Origin of the sequence: Ruegeria sp. HKCCD8929, assembly GCF_013031405.1 — a bacterium.
GTDB lineage: Bacteria > Pseudomonadota > Alphaproteobacteria > Rhodobacterales > Rhodobacteraceae > Ruegeria.
In genome coordinates this window covers 105969-127857 of record NZ_WPZY01000005.1, presented here as the reverse complement: position 1 = coordinate 127857, position 21889 = coordinate 105969, and the positions used below count along the sequence as shown (strand labels likewise).

Annotated in this window: 24 protein-coding genes; 7 read left to right on the top strand and 17 right to left on the bottom strand. The window is 61.3% G+C overall.

Features of this window, described 5'->3' with window-relative positions; all coding sequences use genetic code 11:
- Positions 1–254: 254 nt before the first annotated feature.
- Complete coding sequence (gene ccrA / locus GOX53_RS09955; RefSeq protein WP_171175845.1) at positions 255–1541, bottom strand: crotonyl-CoA carboxylase/reductase; 1287 nt, start codon at positions 1539–1541, stop codon at positions 255–257.
- Between the two features lie 114 nt (positions 1542–1655).
- Positions 1656–3053: a 1-acyl-sn-glycerol-3-phosphate acyltransferase gene (locus GOX53_RS09950; RefSeq protein ID WP_171175844.1), complete on the bottom strand. Its 1398-nt coding sequence runs from the start codon at positions 3051–3053 to the stop codon at positions 1656–1658.
- Between the two features lie 147 nt (positions 3054–3200).
- On the opposite strand from GOX53_RS09950, the gene GOX53_RS09945 reads away from it, so the two are divergent.
- From GOX53_RS09945 to deoD, 3 genes are all read left to right on the top strand, one after another.
- Positions 3201–5168 (top strand): protein meaA, encoded by a 1968-nt coding sequence (locus GOX53_RS09945; protein WP_171175843.1) that lies wholly within the window; start codon positions 3201–3203, stop codon positions 5166–5168.
- Between the two features lie 111 nt (positions 5169–5279).
- The gene (locus GOX53_RS09940; RefSeq protein ID WP_171176206.1) at positions 5280–5597 is read left to right on the top strand and encodes an H-NS family nucleoid-associated regulatory protein; all 318 of its coding nucleotides are present in this window, start codon (positions 5280–5282) and stop codon (positions 5595–5597) included.
- An 18-nt stretch (positions 5598–5615) separates the two neighbouring features.
- The gene (deoD, locus tag GOX53_RS09935; RefSeq protein ID WP_171175842.1) at positions 5616–6329 is read left to right on the top strand and encodes a purine-nucleoside phosphorylase; all 714 of its coding nucleotides are present in this window, start codon (positions 5616–5618) and stop codon (positions 6327–6329) included.
- Between the two features lie 60 nt (positions 6330–6389).
- On the opposite strand, the gene GOX53_RS09930 is transcribed toward deoD, so the two are convergent.
- From GOX53_RS09930 to GOX53_RS09865, 14 genes are all read right to left on the bottom strand, one after another.
- Positions 6390–7241 (bottom strand): DUF1989 domain-containing protein, encoded by an 852-nt coding sequence (locus GOX53_RS09930; RefSeq protein WP_171175841.1) that lies wholly within the window; start codon positions 7239–7241, stop codon positions 6390–6392.
- Between the two features lie 101 nt (positions 7242–7342).
- Positions 7343–8818, bottom strand: coding sequence for a tyrosinase family protein (locus GOX53_RS09925; RefSeq protein WP_171175840.1), 1476 nt, complete (start codon positions 8816–8818; stop codon positions 7343–7345).
- A gap of 441 nt (positions 8819–9259) precedes the next feature.
- On the bottom strand, positions 9260–9406 hold the full coding sequence (locus GOX53_RS09920; protein ID WP_171175838.1) for a hypothetical protein: 147 nt from the start codon (positions 9404–9406) through the stop codon (positions 9260–9262).
- Between the two features lie 139 nt (positions 9407–9545).
- Complete coding sequence (locus tag GOX53_RS09915) at positions 9546–10325, bottom strand: succinate dehydrogenase iron-sulfur subunit (RefSeq protein WP_171175836.1); 780 nt, start codon at positions 10323–10325, stop codon at positions 9546–9548.
- A 15-nt stretch (positions 10326–10340) separates the two neighbouring features.
- A complete protein-coding gene (locus GOX53_RS09910; protein WP_171175834.1) occupies positions 10341–10661 on the bottom strand; it encodes a succinate dehydrogenase in 321 nt (106 codons plus the stop codon).
- Complete coding sequence (gene sdhA / locus GOX53_RS09905; RefSeq protein ID WP_171175832.1) at positions 10661–12466, bottom strand: succinate dehydrogenase flavoprotein subunit; 1806 nt, start codon at positions 12464–12466, stop codon at positions 10661–10663. Before sdhA ends, GOX53_RS09910 begins: the two co-directional genes overlap by 1 nt.
- 17 nt (positions 12467–12483) lie before the next feature.
- Complete coding sequence (gene sdhD / locus GOX53_RS09900) at positions 12484–12855, bottom strand: succinate dehydrogenase, hydrophobic membrane anchor protein (protein WP_171175830.1); 372 nt, start codon at positions 12853–12855, stop codon at positions 12484–12486.
- Between the two features lie 12 nt (positions 12856–12867).
- A complete protein-coding gene (gene sdhC / locus GOX53_RS09895; protein ID WP_171175828.1) occupies positions 12868–13254 on the bottom strand; it encodes a succinate dehydrogenase, cytochrome b556 subunit in 387 nt (128 codons plus the stop codon).
- Positions 13255–13470: 216 nt separating this feature from the next.
- The gene (locus GOX53_RS09890) at positions 13471–14130 is read right to left on the bottom strand and encodes a DUF1194 domain-containing protein (protein WP_171175826.1); all 660 of its coding nucleotides are present in this window, start codon (positions 14128–14130) and stop codon (positions 13471–13473) included.
- 59 nt (positions 14131–14189) lie between these two features.
- On the bottom strand, positions 14190–14606 hold the full coding sequence (locus GOX53_RS09885; RefSeq protein WP_171175824.1) for a hypothetical protein: 417 nt from the start codon (positions 14604–14606) through the stop codon (positions 14190–14192).
- A gap of 51 nt (positions 14607–14657) precedes the next feature.
- Entirely contained in the window at positions 14658–15686 is a 1029-nt protein-coding gene (locus tag GOX53_RS09880; protein WP_171175822.1) for a MaoC family dehydratase, read from the bottom strand.
- The gene (locus GOX53_RS09875) at positions 15686–15892 is read right to left on the bottom strand and encodes a DUF1737 domain-containing protein (protein ID WP_171175821.1); all 207 of its coding nucleotides are present in this window, start codon (positions 15890–15892) and stop codon (positions 15686–15688) included. Before GOX53_RS09875 ends, GOX53_RS09880 begins: the two co-directional genes overlap by 1 nt.
- A gap of 15 nt (positions 15893–15907) precedes the next feature.
- The gene (locus GOX53_RS09870) at positions 15908–16459 is read right to left on the bottom strand and encodes an NnrU family protein (RefSeq protein WP_171175818.1); all 552 of its coding nucleotides are present in this window, start codon (positions 16457–16459) and stop codon (positions 15908–15910) included.
- 7 nt (positions 16460–16466) lie between these two features.
- Positions 16467–17324, bottom strand: a complete 858-nt coding sequence (locus GOX53_RS09865) for a CoA ester lyase (RefSeq protein WP_171175816.1) — start codon at positions 17322–17324, stop codon at positions 16467–16469.
- A 258-nt stretch (positions 17325–17582) separates the two neighbouring features.
- On the opposite strand from GOX53_RS09865, the gene GOX53_RS09860 reads away from it, so the two are divergent.
- On the top strand, positions 17583–17897 hold the full coding sequence (locus GOX53_RS09860; RefSeq protein WP_171175814.1) for a hypothetical protein: 315 nt from the start codon (positions 17583–17585) through the stop codon (positions 17895–17897).
- 92 nt (positions 17898–17989) lie between these two features.
- Here the strand turns inward: GOX53_RS09860 and GOX53_RS09855 are convergent, their stop codons facing one another.
- On the bottom strand, positions 17990–18745 hold the full coding sequence (locus GOX53_RS09855; RefSeq protein ID WP_171175812.1) for a sulfite exporter TauE/SafE family protein: 756 nt from the start codon (positions 18743–18745) through the stop codon (positions 17990–17992).
- A 160-nt stretch (positions 18746–18905) separates the two neighbouring features.
- Here GOX53_RS09855 and mdh point away from each other — a divergent pair, with 160 nt between their 5' ends.
- The 3 genes from mdh to GOX53_RS09840 all read left to right on the top strand — a co-directional run bounded on the left by mdh (position 18906) and on the right by GOX53_RS09840 (position 21847).
- Positions 18906–19868 (top strand): malate dehydrogenase, encoded by a 963-nt coding sequence (mdh, locus tag GOX53_RS09850; RefSeq protein WP_171175810.1) that lies wholly within the window; start codon positions 18906–18908, stop codon positions 19866–19868.
- A 389-nt stretch (positions 19869–20257) separates the two neighbouring features.
- Positions 20258–21451, top strand: coding sequence for an ADP-forming succinate--CoA ligase subunit beta (gene sucC, locus GOX53_RS09845; protein ID WP_171175808.1), 1194 nt, complete (start codon positions 20258–20260; stop codon positions 21449–21451).
- A gap of 6 nt (positions 21452–21457) precedes the next feature.
- The gene (locus GOX53_RS09840; RefSeq protein ID WP_171175805.1) at positions 21458–21847 is read left to right on the top strand and encodes a hypothetical protein; all 390 of its coding nucleotides are present in this window, start codon (positions 21458–21460) and stop codon (positions 21845–21847) included.
- Positions 21848–21889 lie beyond the last annotated feature (42 nt).

The window sequence follows — 21889 nt, the reverse complement described above, 5'->3', positions numbered from 1 at the left end:
TTGAGGTCTGACAGAACGTCCAGTATCCACTCATTTTGTGGCATCAGAGTCTCCCCGAAACGGTTAACGAACGGTTAACACAACCATAGCATGTGGTAAGCTTGTTAGGAAATTCACCGGTTTCTACTCCCCAAAAACAGCGAGGCCGGATTTGTTAACCACCTGAAACCTCTGAAGCGTGTTTTCGGCAGCAAAACGCCCGCGAACCAAATCCGTGATTCGCGGGCGATTCAGGCAGAATTTATGTCCCCGGATTAGCCCTTGGCTTCGAGAACCTCTTCCAGCGTACGCAGGCCGGTTTTTGGCGATTGGACCAGCACCGACATGTTGCCCGGCTTGTGCTCGTTACGCATCATTTTCATGTGCGCCTCGGGCAGGTCAGCCCAGGTAAAGACTTCGGACATGCAGGGATCAAGACGGCGTTCCAGCATCAGCTTGTTGGCCGAAGCCGCCTGTTTCAGGTGGGCGAAATGCGAGCCCTGCAGGCGCTTCTGGTGCATCCACATGTAGCGCACGTCAAAGGTCAGGTTATAGCCGGTGGTGCCCGCACAGATCACCACCATGCCGCCCTTTTTCACCACGAAAGTCGACACAGGGAAAGTGCTCTCGCCCGGGTGCTCGAAAACCATGTCGACATTCACGCCCTTGCCGGTAACGTCCCAGATGGCCTTGCCGAACTTGCGGGCCTCTTTGAACCACTCGGCATATTCCGGGGTGTTGACCGTCGGCAACTGGCCCCAGCAATTGAAATCCTTGCGGTTGATGACGCCCTTGGCGCCCAGCCCCATGACGAAGTCGCGCTTGCTTTCATCCGAGATCACGCCGATAGCATTGGCGCCTGCGGTGTTGATCAGCTGGATCGCGTAGGAGCCCAGACCGCCAGACGCGCCCCAGACCAGAACGTTCTGGCCGGGCTTCAGGTCATGCGGCTCGTGGCCGAACAGCATGCGGTAGGCGGTGGCCAGCGTCAGGGTGTAGCACGCGCTTTCTTCCCAAGTCAGGTGCTTGGGACGCGGCATCAACTGCTGCGACTGCACGTTGGTGAACTGGGCAAACGAGCCGTCCGGCGTCTCGTATCCCCAGATCCGCTGGCTGGGCGAATACATCGGGTCGCCGCCGTTGCATTCCTCGTCGTCGCCATCGTCCTGGTTGCAGTGAATCACCACCTCATCGCCGACCTTCCAGCGCGTGACCTTGTCGCCCACGGCCCAGACAATGCCCGACGCATCCGAACCGGCGATGTGGTAGGGCGCCTTGTGCCCGTCGAACGGGCTGATCGGCTTGCCCAGCGATGCCCAGACGCCGTTATAGTTCACCCCTGCCGCCATCACCAGGACCAGCACCTCGTGGCTGTCCAGCTTCGGCACATCGACGACCTCAAGCTGCATGGCCGTGTTGGGCTCGCCATGACGTTCCTTGCGGATGGCCCAGGCATACATCTGTTTGGGCACGTACCCCATCGGAGGAATTTCACCCAGTTCATAGAGGTCTTTTTCAGGCGCCTCATACGACGCAATGCCGCCGTCAGTGTCCAAAGCCATGTCGGCCTCCTTTTGTCCATGCTTCTCGCCGCAACGCAGAATCGCGGCTCTCAAAGGATGGGATATTAACGACTAAGCAATAATGCAATAGATATTCGGTAGTGTTTTGAAATTTTATGACCCAGCAGTCGCAGAAGGATCTTTTGCATCTGCAGCATGCTCCGGTTCAGCATCTCCGATCAGGTGACCAACCGAGCGCGCGTAGAACTCCATCAGGTCGCGCCGCTCGCCGGACGCCGACAGGTCCTCGCCAGTACGCAGAAGGATGCGGCGCTCCACAAGCTGGTTGATGGCAAAGGGCACGGCGTCGGAACCCGGCTCGGCCCCGGTTCCAGCCTTCTCCATGACGGCGGTGACCTGCTCGGTCAGGTCACGCTCGCTCATCGTGCCGTTCTCACGGATCAGCCAGCAGGCTAGCGGCGTGGGAAGAACTGGTACGACCTCCCCGATGCGGGACATCAACTCCCGCGCCAGTGGCATCATCAGATCGCCGTCCCGCCCCGCGCTGAAATCATGCAGCGAGATCGGGCGGCCATAGCGGACCGCGGCCATCCCGAACCGGCGATACCGGCGCAGCAGCCGCCGCCAGACCTGTTTGGCCAACCACGCCGTCACAACCCCGATTCTCGCACGGAACCGCCGCTCATTGCGCGAGGCGGCGGCGGTCAGGATCGTATCCTCAAGCACGCGGTCATAGTTGATCGCCACGGGGATGAAGACGACGTCGCGGCCATCCAGGCTCACACCGTCGATGATGTACTTCAACAACCCCAGCTTGGGACGCGACAGGGCTCCGTTAAGACTCAACCCGCCCTCGGGGAACATGGCCTGCGTCACCCCGGCCTCGGTCGCGTGGCGCACATAGCAGGACAGCACCTGCCGATAGAGATCGCTGCCCGATTTCCGCCGGATGAAATAGGCCCCCATCGCCCGGATCAACCGGCTGAGCGGCCAGACCCGCGCCCATTCGCCCACCGCATAGGACAGCGCGGATTGCTCGGCGGCCAGATAGGTCACCAGCACATAGTCCATATTGCTGCGGTGATTCATCACGAAGATGACCGTCGAGTCCGGGTCGATTTCCAACAACGCCTGCCGGTCCTCATAGCTCAGCCGGACATTGTAGAAGGCATTGCTCAGCAGACGTGCGGCGCGAATGGCAAAGCTGAAATACGCGAAGGCGGAGAACGAAGGCACGATCTCGCGCGCATAGCGGCGGGCCTGCTCAAAGGCGACGGCCTCAGGCATGCCGGTTTCGCGGGCATGTTCCTGCACTGCCCGTCCAACCTGCGGGTCATAGATCAGGCGCTGGATCATATCGTGACGGCGGGCCAGCTTGAACGGCTGGATCGGGCGTTGCAGCCGCTGATTGAGCTGCGCCACCGCCTTCTCCAGCCTGCGGCGAAAGAACCAGCGCACGGACGGAAATAGAAAATGCGACGCAAAGGTGACCGCTGCAAAAAGCACGATCAAAACGAAAAACCAAAGGGGGAGTTCCACCGTCTGCGTCATGACCGCAACCTGCCACCAAAAGGACGGCGTCACAATCGATTGATACTTACTCACTTCGCCGCAACGCAGCGAATTGACATGTCCCGAAAATTGCGATTTAGAACGCTTGAGCGTAATTTTATTGCCCACCAGACTCGAGAGGCTCCTATGACGCAAACGCAGAAAGATCGCCCCTGGCTCATCCGCACTTATGCCGGTCACTCGACAGCCAAAGCCTCGAACGAGCTTTATCGCAGCAACCTGGCCAAAGGGCAGACCGGGTTGTCGGTGGCCTTCGATCTGCCGACCCAGACCGGCTATGACAGCGACCATACGCTGGCGCGCGGCGAAGTGGGCAAGGTGGGCGTGCCGGTCTGCCATCTGGGCGACATGCGGGTGCTGTTCGACCAGATCCCGCTGGAGCAGATGAACACCTCGATGACCATTAACGCGACCGCGCCCTGGCTTCTGGCGCTTTATATCGCGGTGGCCGAGGAACAGGGGGCGGATGTCAGCAAGCTGCAGGGCACGGTGCAGAACGACCTGATCAAGGAATATCTGAGTCGCGGCACCTATATCTGCCCGCCGAAACCGTCGCTCAAGATGATCGCGGATGTGGCTGAATACTGTTACACCAATGTGCCGAAATGGAACCCGATGAACGTGTGTTCCTATCACCTGCAAGAGGCCGGCGCGACACCCGAGCAGGAGCTGGCCTTTGCGCTCGCAACCGCGCAGGCGGTGTTGGACGAATTGCGCCCCCGCGTCCCGACCGAAGATTTCCCGGCGCTGGTGGGCCGTATCTCGTTCTTCGTGAACGCGGGCATCCGCTTTGTGACTGAGATGTGCAAGATGCGCGCCTTCGTCGACCTGTGGGACGAGATTTGTGAGAAACGCTACGGCGTGACCGACCCCAAGTTCCGCCGCTTCCGTTACGGGGTGCAGGTGAACTCTTTGGGTCTGACCGAGCAGCAGCCGGAAAACAACGTCTATCGCATTCTCATCGAGATGCTGGCGGTGACCCTGTCGAAAAAGGCCCGCGCCCGGGCCGTGCAACTGCCCGCATGGAACGAGGCGCTAGGCCTGCCGCGCCCGTGGGATCAGCAATGGTCGATGCGGATGCAGCAGATCCTGGCCTATGAAACCGACCTGCTGGAATATGGCGACCTATTTGACGGCAACCCGGCGGTGGATGCAAAGGTCGAAGAGTTGAAAGAGGGGGCGCGGGCCGAACTGGCCAATCTGGAGTCGATGGGCGGTGCGGTCGCCTCGATCGAATACATGAAATCGAGGTTGGTGGATTCCAATGCCGAACGCCTGAACCGGATCGAGCGCAATGAAACCGTCGTGGTCGGCGTGAACAAATGGACCGAGGGCGAGGCGTCACCGCTGCAAACCGAGGATGGCGGCATCATGGTTGTCGATCCGGCGGTCGAGCAGGAACAGATCGCGCGGCTGAACGACTGGCGCGACCAGCGCGACAACGAAGCGGTCAAGGCCGCCCTGCACGCGCTGCGCGAGGCCGCCAAGACCGGCTCCAACGTGATGGAGCCCTCGATTGCGGCGGCCAAGGCCGGTGTGACCACGGGCGAATGGGCCGAAGAGATGCGCAAGGCCTACGGCACCTATCGCGGACCAACCGGCGTGTCGGGCTCGGTTTCGAACAAGACCGAAGGATTGGAGGAGTTGCGCGCCGCAGTGGACGCGGTCAGCGATCAACTGGGCCGCCGCCTGAAATTCCTGGTCGGCAAGCCCGGCCTGGATGGCCATTCCAACGGCGCCGAACAGATCGCATTCCGCGCGCGCGACTGCGGGATGGATATCTCCTACGAAGGCATCCGCCTGACGCCCGAGGAAATCGTCACGGCCGCCATCGAGGAAGAGGCGCATGTGGTCGGTCTCTCGATCCTGTCAGGAAGCCATGTGCCACTTGTCGAAGAGGTCATGGACCGTCTGCAATCGGCAGGAATGAGTCACATTCCGGTGGTCGTTGGCGGAATCATTCCAGACGATGACGCGGCTAAGCTGACCTCGATGGGTGTTTCGAAAATCTACACTCCAAAGAACTTTGAATTGAATTCCATTATGGGTGATATCGTGACGCTTGTCCGCGCCAAAGATATTGCCGCCGAATAGTCTTCACATTCCGTCTTTTCAGGCATTGAGGGATGGAAAAAGGTATCAAAGAAACTTAACTTAGTGAAACACTCACCTCGACTAGTTGGCGTTTGCCAAAATGGAGAAGTTATGGGAATTGAACTTACTAAAATGTCGCGCAAAGAACTTTTGGAATTGCGTGACAGCATCGATGTTGCCGTGAAGGATGCAGAGATTCGGGAACGGCAGGAAGCGCTTGCAGCCGCAGAAAAGGCGGCGGCCGAGTTCGGTTTCTCGCTGGCCGAACTGTCCGCAGACAGCCGGCGCGGAACCAAGGGCACCAAGGCAAAACCGAAATACCGCAATCCGTCCAACCCCGAACAGACCTGGACCGGCCGTGGGCGTAAACCGCAATGGGTGCATGACTCGCTGAAAGCCGGTGCTGATATTTCCGATCTGGAAATCTGAGCGGGGCGCGGTCTCAAAATGACAATTCACGTTGGTGCCGAAAAAGGTGACATCGCGGATACCGTTCTGCTCCCCGGCGATCCGTACCGGGCGAAATGGGCCGCGGAAACTTTTTTATCCGATGTGCAACAGGTCAATAATGTCCGCGGGATGCTGGGGTTCACCGGCATGTGGAACGGTAATCGGGTCACCATTCAGGGGAGTGGCATGGGCATGCCCTCACTCTCCATCTACGTGAATGAACTGATCCGGGATTACGGTGCAAAGACGCTGATCCGCATTGGATCCTGTGGCGGGATGCAAGACAGTGTAAGTGTCCGCGATGTCATCCTTGCGATGACATCCACAACGCTCAGCACGCCGTCGCGCGGCATCTTTCGGGAGTTGAACTTTGCGCCCTGCGCCGATTGGAGCCTGCTGCAGGCAGCGGTCCGCGCGGCCGAGGCCAAAGGGACCCCGACACATGTCGGCGGGATCTATTCCTCGGACGTGTTCTATGACGAGCGCCCCGATCTGAACGAACAGATGGTGCGTCACGGCATTCTGGGCGTCGAGATGGAGGCCGCCGAGCTATACATCCTCGCCGCCCGCCACAAATGTCGCGCGCTTGCGGTACTGACGGTCTCGGACCACCTGCTGACCGGTGAGGCGCTGCCCTCGGACCAGCGTGAGCGAAGCTTTGGCGACATGGTCGAAATCGCGCTGCAGGCGGCGTTTCCCGACGCGGCGTGACGGCGAAAGCCTTGAGACAAAGAAAGGGCGGAGGGCAACCCTCCGCCTTTTTTCATGGCCTCACCTGCCGTGGCTGCGGTCATACCCGTTTGGCGCCGGGCCTTGCCAACCATCCAACGCGCCTTTTGCAGGCGCAAAGACCTCGACCAACAGCGGGAAACAGGCGGCGGCGTCCGAGGAATGCTCGGCGGAACAATCGCCACCCGGACAGGCGCTGAGATTGCCCAGCAGGTCGATCTCGGCAAAAAACTCCAGATAATCGCCGGGCCGCACCGGCGACGCCTTCATGAAATACTGACCGGTGTCTCGGGTAAAGCCGGTACACATGAAGACGTTGAGCACGTCATGTACATGGGGTTCCGCCTCGCTCAGAGACACACCCAAATGATCCGCCAGCGCGCGGGTCAGGTTCGAATGGCAGCAATGGTGATAATGCCCCCCCGCCAGAAGGTTGCCGGTGTAGGGGTCGCAGCGGGTGCCGATCACGTCATGAACCGAGCCGCCGTACTGGTCGATACCGTACCAACCCAGCGTATCCTCGATGATTGTCGCCATGGGCCGCAGATGCGGAAAGGCCGACCACATACGTTCGCCGGTGGTGATATGGGTGCCGTGCAGCGCCCGGGTCTTGCCGGAATAGAACCGTTCGGACAGGTCGTTGCGGTTCCACAGATTCAGATCCCCGACCTGCGGTCCGTCGACCGAGGTGATGCGAAAGAAATGCCCGGCGGGGACATCGAAACACCGGGCGTCCCGGGGCGGCACCAGCACCTCTGCGATCTTGCCCGCCGTGGCACGCGCAGCTCGGTACAGGTCCAGATCGGGCGCCGGAAGAGTGTCGTTGGGATAGCAGATTACCGGGGCAACCGCGCGGCGGGTTTCGGCGTCCGGTGGGGCGGCGGGTCGGGTCATCGGTGGCCTCGTCTAAGAATTTCCCGCAGGCTTACACCGTTGTCGCGCTATGAAAAGCCCCCACCGGTCCGGTGGGGGCTCAACGTCCGGTTGGCGCAGGTTCAACGGGTCGCGAAATAGACCTCTCCCACCACCGGCGCCGCATCGGCTGCGGGGGTGCCTGTTGGTGCGATGGTCACAATCGGCGCCTGAGTCGTGTCGAACCCGGCCACCGTGTCCGTGACGTCGATGCTGTAAAAGGCCGGTGTCGCTCCTTCCAACTCCAGATCCTTGGGCGGTGCGTTGAAGAAATTCAGAACACCCACGGCCTTCCGCCCCTCGGTCGTCTCCGCGCTAGGCTGCAGGAAAACGCTGTAGAGCACCCCGGGCTGCGCATCGATCCGCAGATCGGCCAGCACCAGATAGGTGCGTTGCGAACCGGCAGCAATCGTTTCTTCGGTTCCCGCAGGAAGCTCGACGGCAACGCTCGCCTCCCCCTGCCCCAGCTCCAGTCTCTGCGAGGCCGGTGGCGCGATGGGCACCGACTCGGTGGTATCATCGGCCTGCGCAACGACAACCGGGGCCACGCCGGGTGGGGTCAGAAGCTCTTGATACTCGTATCCCAAAGGCTCAGTCGCCACGAAATCCGAGGTTTTGGCCAGCACCTGCTGACCGCGGTCATCAGAGAAGGTAAACATCATATCGTTCCATGTGTCGTCCGACGGGTTTTCACGCCCGCCACCGGCCGCATTCCAGCTTGCCCAGATGCGATCCACATTGGCGTGATGCAGCCAGAAGACCGGATCGCTCGCGGCCCAGGGGACCGAGCCCATGTTCTGCCCGTTGCCCACCAGCACATGCACCATACCATGCGGCGCCATGTCCAGATTGGAGTTGAACCCGGACGCCGGCGCCTGGTCACGGAAATGAGTGATGTCGAGACAATCGAGCCCCAGCGGATCCTGCCCGATGCTCTGTTCAAGCTGTGGATAAAGGGGAGTTTGGTCAAGCTGCACCCCATCATTCACTCCGGGATTGCGTTTGCCGACGAACAGCGAGCCAAAGACCGGATCGTCCTCCATCCGCAGCTCTTCCGGGATCGCCCGTTTTCCGGGGGTCGTGTAGTCCCAATAGGGTAGAGTGAACTCCGGTTCCTGCGCTGCGGCGCGAATGATCTGCTCAAAGAACAGAACGTACATACGGTGCCAGGGGGTGAACCAGTCGCGCTGACCCGCCCATGTGATATGGCCCCGGCACGTATCCCACATGGCAAGGGCCAGCATCTTGTCGGCGGAGGAAGCCGCGCCATAGATGCGGTCGATCTCCTGCTCCTTGTTGGTGTTCGGATTGACCCAATGCGTGTACCACTGGAACATCCAGGACATCGGGTTTCCCTCTGCCGTCGCCTTCATGTTGGCAACGCCGCGGGCATAGATTTTCAGCTGCTCTTTGCCTTCGGGAGAGGCAACATCGTAACGGATTCTGGTGCCGGGATAGTCGTCGGCGCGGGCCATCCACTCGGGGAAAGATTTCAGAGTGCCGGTGGCGATCCCTGCCACACCCAAACCAATCGCGGTGCGGCGCGTAAAACGTGACATGTTAAATCTCCTGGTCTTGAAAATACCGGGAGTGTAGCAAAAAAGTGATTTCCTCTCAAATTTGGGCGCAATAGCAGAGCGGCTTTTCGCCGTCTGCCGGGCCTATTTCCGGCTGCGGAGGCAGTGGCGGGGCGTCGCCTCTCCCACCTGCTTGGCCCCGCAAAAGGCGCAGGTCCAGGTTCCCTCGGTCCGGTTCTGCCGCCACCGGCAGTCGCGGGTCAACGACGACGTGCGGGCCCGCCGATTGAAATAGGCGAGGACACCCAGGGCGAGGATGAGAAGAAGAAGGGGCATGGTCGTCCAACCGGAATTGCGCGGGTCTCACAAGGAGTGAAGCCGCTTGCAAGCGGCTTTTACGCGGTTTGCAAACCGCGTGGCAAGGCGTTTCCAAACGCCTTTTCTCCGGGCTTGAACGGACCCACCCTGCCCCGGCCTTATTGGTCAGGCGGCGTTCGCGTATTCAAAGAGATCGGGCTCACGCGCAACTGCCTGTGGTTTGGGCTGCGGCGTGTAATAGGCCCACGCCTCTTCCAGCAGCCTCAGAGCTTCGGCGGCCTTTTCGTCCTTGGTGAGTTCGGCGGTTTTCATGGGTGTGATCCTGTGCTGAGTTCACGACCCCTCCCTGTCACCTAGAGTAATCCCGCGACCGGGCGGTTGCACCGCATGTTTCTGCAATCTGGTCATGCACTTGCCGCAACCCCGGCAAGCGCCCTTCCTTTCGACGGATTCAAACCGTCCGCTCGACCATCATCTTCTTGATCTCGGCGATGGCCTTGGCCGGGTTCAGACCCTTGGGGCAGGTCTTTGCGCAGTTCATGATCGTGTGGCAGCGGTAGAGCTTGAACGGGTCTTCCAGATAATCCAGACGCTCACCCGTCGCCTCGTCCCGGCTGTCGATGATCCAGCGATAAGCATGCAGCAGAGCGGCAGGGCCGAGGTAGCGGTCGCCGTTCCACCAATAGCTCGGGCACGAGGTCGAGCAGCTGGCGCACATCACGCATTCATACAGGCCATCCAGCTTCTTGCGGTCCTCGATGGACTGTTTCCACTCCTTCGCCGGGCGATTGGTCTTGGTCTCCAGCCACGGCATGATGCTGGCGTGCTGGGCGTAGAAATGCGTGAGATCCGGGATCAGGTCCTTGACCACCGGCATATGCGGCAGCGGATAGATCTTCACGTCGCCCTTGATCTCATCCATCCCGTAAATGCAGGCCAAGGTGTTGATGCCATCGATGTTCATCGCGCAGGATCCGCAAATCCCCTCGCGGCAGGACCGGCGAAAGGTCAGCGTCGCGTCGACCTTGTTCTTGATGTAGATGAGCGCGTCCAGAACCATCGGGCCGCAATCGTCTATATCGACGAAGTAGGTGTCGAGCCGAGGGTTCTGCCCATCTTCCTCGTTCCAGCGATAGATCTGGAACTTGCGCACATTGGTGGCGCCCTCGGGCTTGGGCCAGGTCTTGCCCGTGGTGATGCGGGAGTTCTTGGGCAATGTGAGTTGAACCATCTCGTCTACTCCTTCTCAGCCGCCCAGCAGGGCAATGCTGTTTTCAGCAATACATTGTACGGCCTCGGGGCGGCTGGATATCTCCACCACTTGTTCCACCGTGGATTGAGTTACGCCGGTCACGGATGCCCCGGCGATCTGAACGATTTCTCCGGCCGAAGCCGCGTCGATGATGCAGTCGGTGATCGGCGCTGAATTCAGGCCCGGAAACCTGTCGGCGACCACACCGTTGACCACCGATTTGGCCCTTTCGCGCGCAATCACATCCGCCGCATCATTGGCGGCTGTGCAACCTGCCAACAGTGCCGGGACGATCAGAGCCCGAGCAATCCGCATCAGAACGTCCGCGCCTTCGGGGCGATTTTCTTGAGGCTGATGCCACCCTGTTTCTCTGTGGTCAGCGGATCGACGATCACCGGGCGATAGCTGAGATCGACCTTGTTGCCCTCGACACGGCTGACGGTGTGCACACGCCAGTTCTCGTCATCGCGCTCAGTGAAATCCTCATGCGCATGGGCGCCACGGGATTCCTTGCGTGCCTCGGCGCCGACAATGGTGGCCAGCGCATTGGGCATCAGGTTGGCCAGTTCCAGGGTCTCCATCAGGTCGGAATTCCAGACCAGCGTGCGGTCGGTGACCTTCAGGTCGTCCATCTTGGCCGCAATCGCGGTCATCTTCTCGACACCGTCGGCCATGGTCTTGCCGGTGCGGAAGACGGCGGCGTCGGCCTGCATGGTCTTCTGCATTTCCAGCCGCAGATCGGCAGTCGGAATCGAACCGCTGGCGTTGCGAATATCATCAAACCGGTCGAAGGCCTTGTCGACCGAATCCTGATTCAGCACCGGGTTGGCGGCTTCGGAGTCCACGACCTTACCGGCGCGGATCGCGGCGGCACGCCCAAACACCACGAGGTCGATGAGCGAGTTCGAGCCCAGACGGTTCGCCCCATGCACCGAGGCGCAGCCCGCCTCACCCACGGCCATCAGGCCGGGCACAACGGCGGTCGGGTCGTCTGCGGTGGGGTTCAGCACCTCGCCCCAATAGTTCGTCGGCACGCCGCCCATGTTGTAGTGCACGGTGGGCAGAACCGGGATCGGTTCCTTGGTGACGTCCACACCGGCAAAGATTTTGGCCGACTCGGAAATGCCCGGCAGGCGCTCCGCCAGCGCTTCGGCCGGCAGGTGGCTGAGGTTGAGGTGGATATGATCCCCTTCCTTGCCCACACCCCGACCTTCGCGGATTTCCATGGTCATGGAGCGCGAGACATAGTCGCGCGGCGCGAGGTCCTTGTACTGTGGCGCATAGCGCTCCATGAACCGCTCACCTTCGGAGTTGGTGAGATAGCCACCTTCGCCCCGCGCGCCTTCGGTTATCAGACAGCCCGAGCCGTAGATGCCGGTCGGGTGGAACTGAACGAATTCCATGTCCTGCAGGGCCAGTCCGGCGCGAGCCACCATGCCGCCACCGTCGCCGGTGCAGGTATGGGCCGAAGTGGCGCTGAAATAGGCCCGGCCATAGCCGCCGGTCGCCAACACCACCATCTTGGCGTTGAAGACATGCATGGTGCCGTCGTCCAGCTTCCAGCAGACGACGCCCTGACATTGCCCATCATCGGACATGATCAGGTCGATGGCGAAATACTCGATGTAGAATTCGGCGTTATTTTTCAGCGACTGGCCATAAAGCGTGTGCAGGATGGCGTGACCGGTCCGGTCGGCGGCGGCGCAGGTACGCTGCACCGCGGGGCCTTCGCCGAACTCGGTGGTGTGGCCGCCGAAGGGGCGCTGATAGATCTTGCCCTCTTCCGTGCGCGAAAACGGCACGCCATAGTGCTCCAGCTCGTAAACCGCCTTGGGCGCCTCGCGCGCGAGGTACTCCATCGCGTCCGTATCGCCCAGCCAGTCGGAACCCTTGACGGTGTCATACATGTGCCACTGCCAACTGTCGGGGCCCATGTTGCCCAAGGATGCTGCGATTCCGCCCTGTGCGGCCACGGTGTGTGAGCGGGTCGGGAACACCTTGGTCACGCAAGCGGTGCGCAGCCCCTGCTCGGCCATGCCGAGGGTGGCGCGCAGACCGGCGCCACCGGCGCCGACAACGACCACGTCATATTCATGCGTTTCGTATTCGTAAGCAGCCATGTCTTTCAGCTCCGGTCTTAGAGTGCGATGCGCGCGATGGCAAAAAGGCCGGTCGCGGCAGCGGCATAGGAAAGGCAGATCACCAGGATGATCAGGATCTTCTGCATGAGACCATGCACATAGTCCTCGATCAGCACCTGGGCGCCGTCTGCGAAATGTTTGAAGCCGACGGCCAGCGTCAGCGCGGCAACGATCGCCGGGAAGGGTCGCGCGAAATAGGCCACCACGGCCTCATGCGGCTGGCCCAGCATCGGACCGAAGGTGAAGACGAAAAGCGGGATGAGGATCAGCAGAGCCACCGCGCTGACCTTCATGGCCCAGAAATGTGCGGTTCCGGTCTTGGCCGAGCCCATGCCAACGGCGCGCTTGCGGTCGGTGAGATAACGCATCTTGGGCCTCCGTTACTGGATAATCAGCAGGGTCAGGATGGTCAAGACGACCGAACCGGCAACCACGGCCCAACCGAGCTTTTCAGCGGTCGGGATGTCGAGGCCCATGGCGTTGTCCCAGATCAGGTGACGCACACCGGCCAGCGTGTGATACCACAGCCCCCAGAGTGATAGCGCCATGATCAGATCGCCGAAGAGCGAGGTGATCACCCCGTTCGCCACCGCGTAATACTCAGCCGAGGTCGCAGCGGCGAGAAACCACCAGACGATCAGCAGTGCCGCCACGATCAGGGCGTTTCCGGTGATCCGGGTAAGGATCGACGTGACGGAAGTCAGCTGCGGACGATAGATCGTCAAATGCGGCGAAAGCGGGCGATTGCCCCGATTGACATCGGCCATGGTGGCTCCTTTCCGGTTGGCTGAGGAAGTTTTTACCGTATTTTCCGGATGTGTCACGTGCTGCAATTGCAAATAAACGCGAAATTTGGCCTAAAGTGGCAGTTTGCAGGTGTTTGTGATCACGGCGCGAAACAGTGTGATCACAAACAGGCAATCAGCGCGGGAATGTGAGCGATATCAACGGCCCCAGCTTGTGATCACGAATCCTTTGAGACCTCATTTCAGGCTCGCCGTTTGCTGCGTGACCTCGCGCAGCAATTTTTTTCGGATGCGCTCGGGATAGTCGAGAAAACCCGAAGCGGACACGACAAAGGCCCCCTCACCAACGATGACGTTTTCAAAGAAATAGGCGGTCAGGTCGGGCTCGCTCTCCTCGATGGCGATGGCGTTCACCGTGATGCCGCGTGCCCGCAAATCGCGGTGGAGTTGGACAGGCTCGACCCCCTCGTTCGAGATCCCGTCACCTGACAGGTCGATCAGATGCCGCTTGCAATCGGCCACCGTGTCGAAGGCACCCATCGTGGTTTCAAGGGCCTCGCCGATGGCCGTCGAGAAGTTGCGCCAAACGCGCGGGTCCTCCGCGACCGTTGCGGCAAAGGTCTCCAGCGCGTCGAAACTGTCGATCCGGGTCCAGGGGATGGTCACCTGCTGGCGTGAGGCACCGGTCCATTGCACCAGCATAAGCTGCGCCTGCCCGCGCACCAGCGCCTCGGACACGATGGGGTCGCGCAGCCCGGCGGCGAGGCCGTCCATCTGGATCCGGTACTCGCGTGAATCGACCGAGCCGGACACGTCAACCGCCAGCGCGAGCGCGAGGTCGCAGGCCAGAACAGGACCCGTGGCGAATGTGGCGAGGAGCGAGAGCAAATTGCGCATGAGCGCAGTTTAGCGTGGTTGGGTGATTTGTCCCATCGCGAAGGCGTGAACGGATGGGCCTAGCGCAGCTCGTCCAGGACGTCGCCGATACTGGTCGAGAACTGAAACGACAGGAATGACAGCTCTCCGCGGACCGGTGCGGCGAGCAGGTAGAGGCCGAGCGGGACGCCGTTCGGAAGCTCGTAGAGGACCAGTTCCTGCACCATTCCACCGGTCTCGACCCGTTGCAGCACGGTCGTGCAGCCGGAGAATCCGTCCGGCGCTCCAAGGATCAAGGGGTTGAAAAGCTTCTCATAATCCGTGCCGGAGATGAGGGTGGCGATGTGGGCGTGAAAGGATTTGTAGTCGCCTTTCAGGAAATCCAGCTTGGCCGTTTCGAACAGGGCAAAGGTCTGGCCGCCCTCGGCGGGGCAAGGCGTCTGGGCGCTGGCGGACTCTGCCGCCAGCATCGTGACAAGAGCAAGAGTGCGGATCATTGCGCCATCAAAACGCAGTCGCGGCGGTCTGGCAAGGCTGCCCGCTCGCGATCAGAGCGGCATCAGCGCCCAGTAGTCGAGATCCAGCAAAACGTCCGGTTTGTACTTGCCTTCATCGGTCCGGAGTCCGAATTGTACATCGCCCTTGGTGGCCACCAGACGCAAACGGACAGCGCCGACGCCGGGAGCGGAGGTGTCGGCCTTGTCCAGAACTTCGGTCCAGGCTTTCACCGTGTCGCCGGCAAAGCAGGGGTTGGCATGGGCACCGCCATTCAGACCGACGATCATCTGAGCGTTGGCCAGCCCGTTGAAGCTGAGCGCGCGGGCCATCGAGATCACGTGGCCGCCATAGATCAGTCGCCCGTCGGGGCGGAAGGTCAGGTCGAAATGCACCTTGGCGGTGTTCTGCCAGAGGCGGGTAGCGATCATGTGCTCGGCCTCTTCGATGGTCACGCCATCGACATGGTCGATCTTTTCGCCGATCTCGTAATCGCCCCAGCGGTGCGGTTCGCCCGCCAGCGCAAAATCGTAGTTGGAGAAATCCAGCCCCTCGGGGATCACCAGTTGGTCGGCGGCAACCACCTTGGCCAGATCCGGCACCACCGTTTCGGGCGCGGGGGCGTCGAGGTTGGCTTTGCGCACCATCACCCAGCGGACGTACTCCATCACGGTTTCGCCGCGCTGGTTCAGGCCGCGGGTGCGGACCCAGACCACGCCGGTCTTGCCGTTGGAGTTCTGCTTGAGCCCGATCACCTCGGATTCCGAGCGCAGCGTGTTACCGAGATAGACCGGCTTCAGCCAGCGGCCCTCGGCATAGCCGAGATTGGCCACCGCGTTCAGCGAGATATCCGGGACGGTCTTGCCGAAGACCACGTGGAACGCGGCCAGATCATCGATCGGGCTTTGCGGCAGACCGCAAGACTGCGCGAAGGCGTCCGAGGAATAGAGCGCGTGCCGGGCCGGGTAGAGCGCGTGATAGAGCGCGCGTTCGCCGCCCGAGACGGTGCGCGGCACCGCATGCGTCAGGATCTGGCCGACCGTGTAATCCTCGAAAAAGCGGCCCGGATTGGTTTTTGCCATTATTGCTGTCCCAGCTTCATGTCGGGGGAATAGTCGGCCTGAACCTCTTTGGTCACGGCCTGCGCGCAGCGCATCACGGCACCGTTTGCGTCATAGGCGTAGGAGGGCGAGCCATAAAGCTCCCACCCCTTGGCCAGCGCATCCGAGACCTTGTGGCAGAAGGCCGACGTGTCCTCTTCGGTCAGAAGACGGTAGAGTTTCGCCATAAAATCAGGTCCTTATCAGGGGAACGGAGAGGGGCCGACCAGCCCGTGGATATAGCCGATCACGACCAGCAGCACGATGGAGGCGACAAAGAACATCGCGTCCTTGCCCAGCGTGCCGGGTTCGCCCGGGGTCCAGTCGGGTTCCGCGCGGTTGATCACGATGACCTCGGTGACCGCCCAGGCCAGCAGCCCGCCAAAGAGGACAATTGAGGACAGATCCCCGTTGACCAGCAGGTGCGCAAGGGCCCAGAGCTTGAACCCGGCCAGCATCGGATGGCGCATCTTGTTCAGAAGCAAGCCCTTCTGGCCTGCGGGGCTCATCATCCAGATGGCGATCAGCACCAGCGTGTTGTTGATGTGGACGACGAAGGCGGGCAGCGCCCAGACATGGATGTAATCGGTCATGCGGTAGCCGATCACCATCAGGACAATCGAGGCCACCAGAGCCAGCGCCACGGCCCCTTTGCCCGCGTTGCCCATGGCCGCGCGCCGCTCGGGCATCACGCGTTTGAACAGGTGGGCGGCCCACCAGAGGCCGAGGCCCAGTATCAGAAGAACAAAGCCCATCGCTGGCTTACCCCGCTTGCAAAGCTGTTATCGCCTCTGCTTTTGCCAGAATTTCGCGGGCGGAGGCAACGTGGAGGTTTTCGACGATTTTGCCGTCGACCACGGCAACGCCCTGCCCCTGTGCCTCGGTCTCTTCGAAGGCGGCGATCTGACGGCGGGCCAGATCGACCTCATCCTCGGAGGGTGCGTAGGCGGCATTGGTGATCTCGACCTGCGCCGGGTGGATCAGGGTCTTGCCGTCGAAGCCCATGTCGCGGCCCTGGGTGCATTCGGCGACCAGCCCCTCATCATCCTTGAAGGCGTTGTAAACACCGTCGATGGCGATCAGCCCTTCGGCCTTGGCGGCCAGCAGGCACAGGCCCAGCGAGGTGATCAGCGGCAGGCGGTCGGGGCGGAACCGGGTCTGCAATTCCTTGGCCAGATCGTTGGTGCCCATGACGAAGCCCGCCATCAGCGGATGCGCGGCGATCTGGGCCGCGTTCAGCATGCCCCTTGGGGTTTCCATCATCGCCCAGATCGGCAGGTCACCGGTGATCGCGGCCAGCGCATCCACATCCGCCGCCGCGTTGACCTTGGGCAGCAGGACCGCATCGGCATTCATGTCGCGCACGGCTTTGGCGTCGGCCTGTCCCCATGGCGTATCCAGGCCGTTGATCCGAACGATCTTGACCCGTTCGCCATAGCCGCCCTGTGCCAGTGCATCCTTGAGCGTTTCGCGCGCATTGTCCTTTTCATCCGCCGCCACCGCATCCTCGAGGTCGAAGATGATGGCGTCCACGGGCAGAGTCCTGGCCTTTTCAAGGGCCCGCGGCCGGGAGCCGGGGATATAGAGAACCGAGCGATAGGGGCGCAGGCGCTGATCCATGAATCTCTCCCAAGGGAAATAAAGTTGCGCAGAAGGGGGCATTTTTGGCCGGAAAGTTCAAGCGCAAAATCGCCGCAACGCAGCATTTCCGTTGCGTTGCCGGGTGGCGGACGGCGGATTAACCGGGCGTCAGCATCTTTTTGGCAGGCTTTTTTCATCGGATCAGAGCGGGTGCGGCCCCGGGAAGCGGGAGGGGAAGCGCGCTTGGAACACATCGCGGGGTGCGCGGCGCGGCCTTGGCGGGAAAGGGTGAATCCCATGACGAAGACCATGTTCAAGATGACGATGGGGCTGGGGCTGATGGTGCTGGCGGCGCAGCAGGTGCAGGCGCAGGGGCGGAACTGCGCCCCGCGCGAGGCGGTGCTGAAGCGGCTGGCCGAGACTTATAGCGAGACCCGTAGGGGGATCGGGCTGGTGCAGCAGGGCTCGGTGATGGAGGTGTTTGCCTCGGACGAGACCGGGACCTGGACCATTACCGTGACGATGCCCAATGGGGTGACCTGTCTGGTCGCGTCAGGTCAGTCTTATGAGACGCTGGCCGAGGCGCTGCCGGGGAAGGGCAACGACGCCTGAGCGTCGTTCCCGGCGCGCGTCTCATGCGCGGCCCTGTCCCTCGGTGGCCGTGTTCGGGCAGATATGCGGCGCGCGCCGGAACTCTGGCCGGATCAGGTCAGGGCGTCCCAGATCAGCTTGGTTCCGGTCAGGGTCAGCAGGATATAGGCGATGCGGAAGAACAGGCGCTCGGACAGCATCCAGTGCGCGCGCACGCCCAGCCAGGCGCCGAGGAGCGCAAAGGGGGCCAGCAGCAGGTTGGCCCATGCGGTTTGCAGGGTGAACATGCCGAGCCAGGCGTAGGGGATGAACTTGGCGATGTTGAGGGCCCAGAAGGTGAGGACGGTGGTGGCCTGAAACTCGGTTTTCGAGAGTTTTTGCGACAGGAGGTAGACGGCGGCGGGTGGTCCGCCCGCATGGCTGACGAAGCTGGTGAAGCCGGCGACGGCCCCGGCGATGAGACCGGCCCAGGCGGGCAGGCGCGTTGCGAAGCTGCGGATCCAGCCGCTGCTCTGGGCCAGGTGCCAGAGGACGAAGCCCAGCGAAATAGCTCCGATCAGCAGGCGCAGCAGGTCGGCGTCGGTTGCGGTGTAGAGCCAGGCCCCGGCCGCCACGCCGGGCAAGCCGCCGAGGATCAGCAGGCGGGCGTCAGGCCAGCTCCAGCGGTTCCAGAACGGGCGGAGAGTGGCGAGGTCGATGATCATGAGAAGCGGAAGCATCAGCGCAAGCGCCTGTCCCGGCTCTAAAATCAGCGCCAGAATCGAGGCCGAGGCAAAGGCCACGCCCGAGCCGAACCCGCCCTTGGAGATGCCCGCAAAGATCACTGCCGGGATCGCCAAGGCGAAAAACATGAAGTTGAGTTCGACCATGGGACCGGCCCCGTAACCCCCTATTCCACAAGCCATTTAGCGCAATCAGACAGGGTACGGCAAACGGTATGCGGTCGCATGCCGCGCCGCAGAACACTTGCGCGATGCCGCATTAGCGACTAGCAAACCGGCGATTTCCATTCGGACCGGAGTATTTCCAATGGCCAGACCCAAGATTGCGCTGATCGGCGCGGGGAACATCGGCGGCACGCTCGCTCATCTTGCAGCCATCAAAGAACTGGGTGACGTTGTTCTGTTCGACATCGCCGACGGCCTGCCGCAGGGCAAGGCGCTGGATATCGCGGAATCGGGCCCGGCCGAAGGGTTCGACGCTGCCATGTCGGGCACCAGCGACTATTCCGATATCGCAGGCGCCGACGTCTGCATCGTGACCGCCGGTGTCGCCCGCAAGCCGGGCATGAGCCGCGACGACCTGCTGGGCATCAACCTGAAGGTGATGAAATCGGTCGGTGAAGGCATCGCCGCCAACGCGCCCGACGCCTTCGTCATCTGCATCACCAACCCGCTCGACGCGATGGTCTGGGCCCTGCGCGAGTTCTCGGGCCTGCCGCATCACAAGGTCTGCGGCATGGCGGGTGTTCTGGATTCGGCCCGCTTCCGCCACTTCCTGGCCGAAGAGTTCAACGTGTCCATGCGCGACGTGACCGCCTTTGTGCTGGGCGGCCATGGCGACACCATGGTGCCGTCGGTGCGCTATTCGACCGTGGCTGGTATCCCGCTGCCCGATCTGGTCCAGATGGGCTGGATCACGCAGGAGAAGCTGGACGCCATCGTGCAGCGCACCCGCGACGGCGGTGCCGAGATCGTCGGCCTGCTGAAAACAGGCTCGGCCTATTACGCGCCTGCAACCTCGGCGATCGAAATGGCCGAAGCCTATCTGAAAGACCAGAAGCGCGTCCTGCCCTGCGCGGCCTATTGCGACGGTGAGTTGGGCGTGAGCGGGCTCTATGTGGGGGTTCCGACCGTCATCGGTGCGGGCGGCGTCGAGAAGATCGTCGACATCAAGCTGAACGATCAGGAGCAGGAAGGCTTTGACAACTCGGTCAACGCCGTGAAGGGCCTGATCGAGGCCTGCAAGGGTATCGACAACTCGCTGGCCTGAGCCGCGATCAGCATCGAATTTGGGCCGGCTCCCTCGGGGGCCGGCTTTTTTGTACGAGACATGGCTCAGAATTGTGATGGCACGGCGCCCTGACCATCTCCGCGACTCCGGCGATTTCACTCAGGCGTAAGTAACCCGCTCACCCGACCCAAAATTTCCGTTTGCGCTAAAGCCGCAAATAGTATGCATAGCGCCGTTTTTTCCCGCGCCGCACGGATATCGAATCATATTTGGCGCCGCCGATGATTTATGTGATCACACCCCAAAACCCTGTGATCACAAATGATGAAAATCTTCGTGAAAATCCCGCTCAACGTCAAAAAAGCCTTTAACCATTGGGCCTAGACACGCCTATATCGGTTCAATCGCAGTCAGACGGGACAGTTTCGATGAACATTCACGAATATCAGGCCAAAGCTCTTTTGCGCAGTTATGGCGCACCGGTATCTGATGGCCGCGCCGTGTTGCGCGCCGAAGAGGCCAAAACCGCAGCCGGTGAGCTGGACGGGCCGCTTTGGGTCGTCAAGGCTCAGATCCACGCAGGCGGTCGCGGCAAGGGGTCGTTCAAGGAAGCCGATGCGGGTGAAAAGGGCGGTGTGCGTCTGACCAAATCGGTCGAGGAAGCCGCCGAGGAAGCCAAGAAGATGCTGGGCCGCACGCTGGTCACTCATCAGACCGGCCCGGCGGGCAAGCAGGTCAACCGCATCTATATCGAAGCCGGGTCCGGCATCGAGCGCGAGTTGTATCTGGCCCTGTTGGTGGATCGTCAGACCAGCCGCATCTCGTTTGTCTGCTCGACCGAGGGCGGCATGGACATCGAAGAGGTGGCCGCCGCGACGCCCGAGAAGATCCTGTCCTTCTCGGTCGATCCGGCCACCGGCTATCAGGCCTATCATGGCCGCCGCATCGCGTTTTCGCTGGGTCTGCAGGGCGCGCAGGTCAAGCAATGCGTCAAGTTGATGAGCCAGCTGTACCAGGCCTTCGTCGAGAAGGACATGGAGATGCTGGAGATCAACCCGCTGATCATCTCGGACAAGGGCGACCTGAAAGTGCTTGACGCCAAGGTCGGCTTTGACGGCAACGCGGTCTACCGCCACCCGGATATCGCCGAGCTGCGCGACACCACCGAGGAAGACCCGAAAGAGCTGGAAGCCAGCAAGTATGACCTGAACTACATCGCGCTGGATGGCGAGATCGGCTGCATGGTCAACGGTGCCGGTCTGGCGATGGCGACGATGGACATCATCAAGCTGTATGGGGCCGAGCCTGCCAACTTCCTCGACGTGGGCGGCGGTGCGACCAAAGAGAAGGTGACCGAGGCGTTCAAGATCATCACCAGCGACCCGCAGGTGAAGGGCATTCTGGTCAACATCTTCGGCGGCATCATGCGCTGTGACGTCATCGCCGAGGGCGTGGTGGCAGCGGTGAAAGAGGTCGGCCTGCAAGTACCGTTGGTCGTGCGTCTGGAAGGCACCAATGTCGAGAAGGGCAAGGAGATCATCAACACATCCGGTTTGGACGTGATCGCGGCGGATAACCTGAAAGACGGTGCCGAGAAGATCGTGAAGGCGGTGAAGGGTTAATCCACAATGGGAGTTGGAGAAGCCATCGCGCTACTGGCCTTTGGAGCACTGGTCGTTTTGATCGTTGTTCTAAAGGAAAAGCGACTGGCAGATCCGAACCGAACTGACACTATCTATGTTTCCCAAATGCGCGATGTTTGCTCTTTGAAGGATGGACCTGTTTCTGCGGCGTTATTCAGGCAGTCAGGCAACCTGTATCGTGATTTGGGGCTCTTCGAACATTGGCGCGAAGCGATGAAAGAAATCGAGAAGTCCATGCGACGCGCCAAGATCGAATCTGTGTTTGTTCAGTCGAATGACGCAAACCGTTTCGAGGTCATTCGTTTGCACCACTCCCACGGTGGAAAAGCTGAAGGAAAAAAACTTGGTGGGGCGGTTATCGCCTCAGAGGCTTAACAATCGCGCAGGCTGCGCGGCAAAATTCAGGAGACTCCTCAA

Coding starts and splice junctions, on each gene's coding strand:
- GOX53_RS09885 (WP_171175824.1), bottom strand. CDS start 14,606: ATGATCCGCACTCTTGCTCTTGTCACGATGCTGGCGGCAGAGTCCGCC.
- GOX53_RS09880 (WP_171175822.1), bottom strand. CDS start 15,686: ATGGCAAAAACCAATCCGGGCCGCTTTTTCGAGGATTACACGGTCGGC.
- GOX53_RS09875 (WP_171175821.1), bottom strand. CDS start 15,892: ATGGCGAAACTCTACCGTCTTCTGACCGAAGAGGACACGTCGGCCTTC.
- GOX53_RS09910 (WP_171175834.1), bottom strand. CDS start 10,661: ATGCGGATTGCTCGGGCTCTGATCGTCCCGGCACTGTTGGCAGGTTGC.
- GOX53_RS09925 (WP_171175840.1), bottom strand. CDS start 8,818: ATGTCACGTTTTACGCGCCGCACCGCGATTGGTTTGGGTGTGGCAGGG.
- GOX53_RS09870 (WP_171175818.1), bottom strand. CDS start 16,459: ATGGGCTTTGTTCTTCTGATACTGGGCCTCGGCCTCTGGTGGGCCGCC.
- GOX53_RS09915 (WP_171175836.1), bottom strand. CDS start 10,325: ATGGTTCAACTCACATTGCCCAAGAACTCCCGCATCACCACGGGCAAG.
- GOX53_RS09930 (WP_171175841.1), bottom strand. CDS start 7,241: ATGACCCGACCCGCCGCCCCACCGGACGCCGAAACCCGCCGCGCGGTT.
- GOX53_RS09945 (WP_171175843.1), top strand. CDS start 3,201: ATGACGCAAACGCAGAAAGATCGCCCCTGGCTCATCCGCACTTATGCC.
- GOX53_RS09860 (WP_171175814.1), top strand. CDS start 17,583: ATGACGAAGACCATGTTCAAGATGACGATGGGGCTGGGGCTGATGGTG.
- sdhC (WP_171175828.1), bottom strand. CDS start 13,254: ATGGCCGATGTCAATCGGGGCAATCGCCCGCTTTCGCCGCATTTGACG.
- GOX53_RS09865 (WP_171175816.1), bottom strand. CDS start 17,324: ATGGATCAGCGCCTGCGCCCCTATCGCTCGGTTCTCTATATCCCCGGC.
- sucC (WP_171175808.1), top strand. CDS start 20,258: ATGAACATTCACGAATATCAGGCCAAAGCTCTTTTGCGCAGTTATGGC.
- GOX53_RS09890 (WP_171175826.1), bottom strand. CDS start 14,130: ATGCGCAATTTGCTCTCGCTCCTCGCCACATTCGCCACGGGTCCTGTT.
- GOX53_RS09855 (WP_171175812.1), bottom strand. CDS start 18,745: ATGGTCGAACTCAACTTCATGTTTTTCGCCTTGGCGATCCCGGCAGTG.
- sdhD (WP_171175830.1), bottom strand. CDS start 12,855: ATGCGTTATCTCACCGACCGCAAGCGCGCCGTTGGCATGGGCTCGGCC.
- GOX53_RS09940 (WP_171176206.1), top strand. CDS start 5,280: ATGGGAATTGAACTTACTAAAATGTCGCGCAAAGAACTTTTGGAATTG.
- GOX53_RS09950 (WP_171175844.1), bottom strand. CDS start 3,053: ATGACGCAGACGGTGGAACTCCCCCTTTGGTTTTTCGTTTTGATCGTG.
- mdh (WP_171175810.1), top strand. CDS start 18,906: ATGGCCAGACCCAAGATTGCGCTGATCGGCGCGGGGAACATCGGCGGC.
- GOX53_RS09840 (WP_171175805.1), top strand. CDS start 21,458: ATGGGAGTTGGAGAAGCCATCGCGCTACTGGCCTTTGGAGCACTGGTC.
- sdhA (WP_171175832.1), bottom strand. CDS start 12,466: ATGGCTGCTTACGAATACGAAACGCATGAATATGACGTGGTCGTTGTC.
- deoD (WP_171175842.1), top strand. CDS start 5,616: ATGACAATTCACGTTGGTGCCGAAAAAGGTGACATCGCGGATACCGTT.
- GOX53_RS09920 (WP_171175838.1), bottom strand. CDS start 9,406: ATGAAAACCGCCGAACTCACCAAGGACGAAAAGGCCGCCGAAGCTCTG.
- ccrA (WP_171175845.1), bottom strand. CDS start 1,541: ATGGCTTTGGACACTGACGGCGGCATTGCGTCGTATGAGGCGCCTGAA.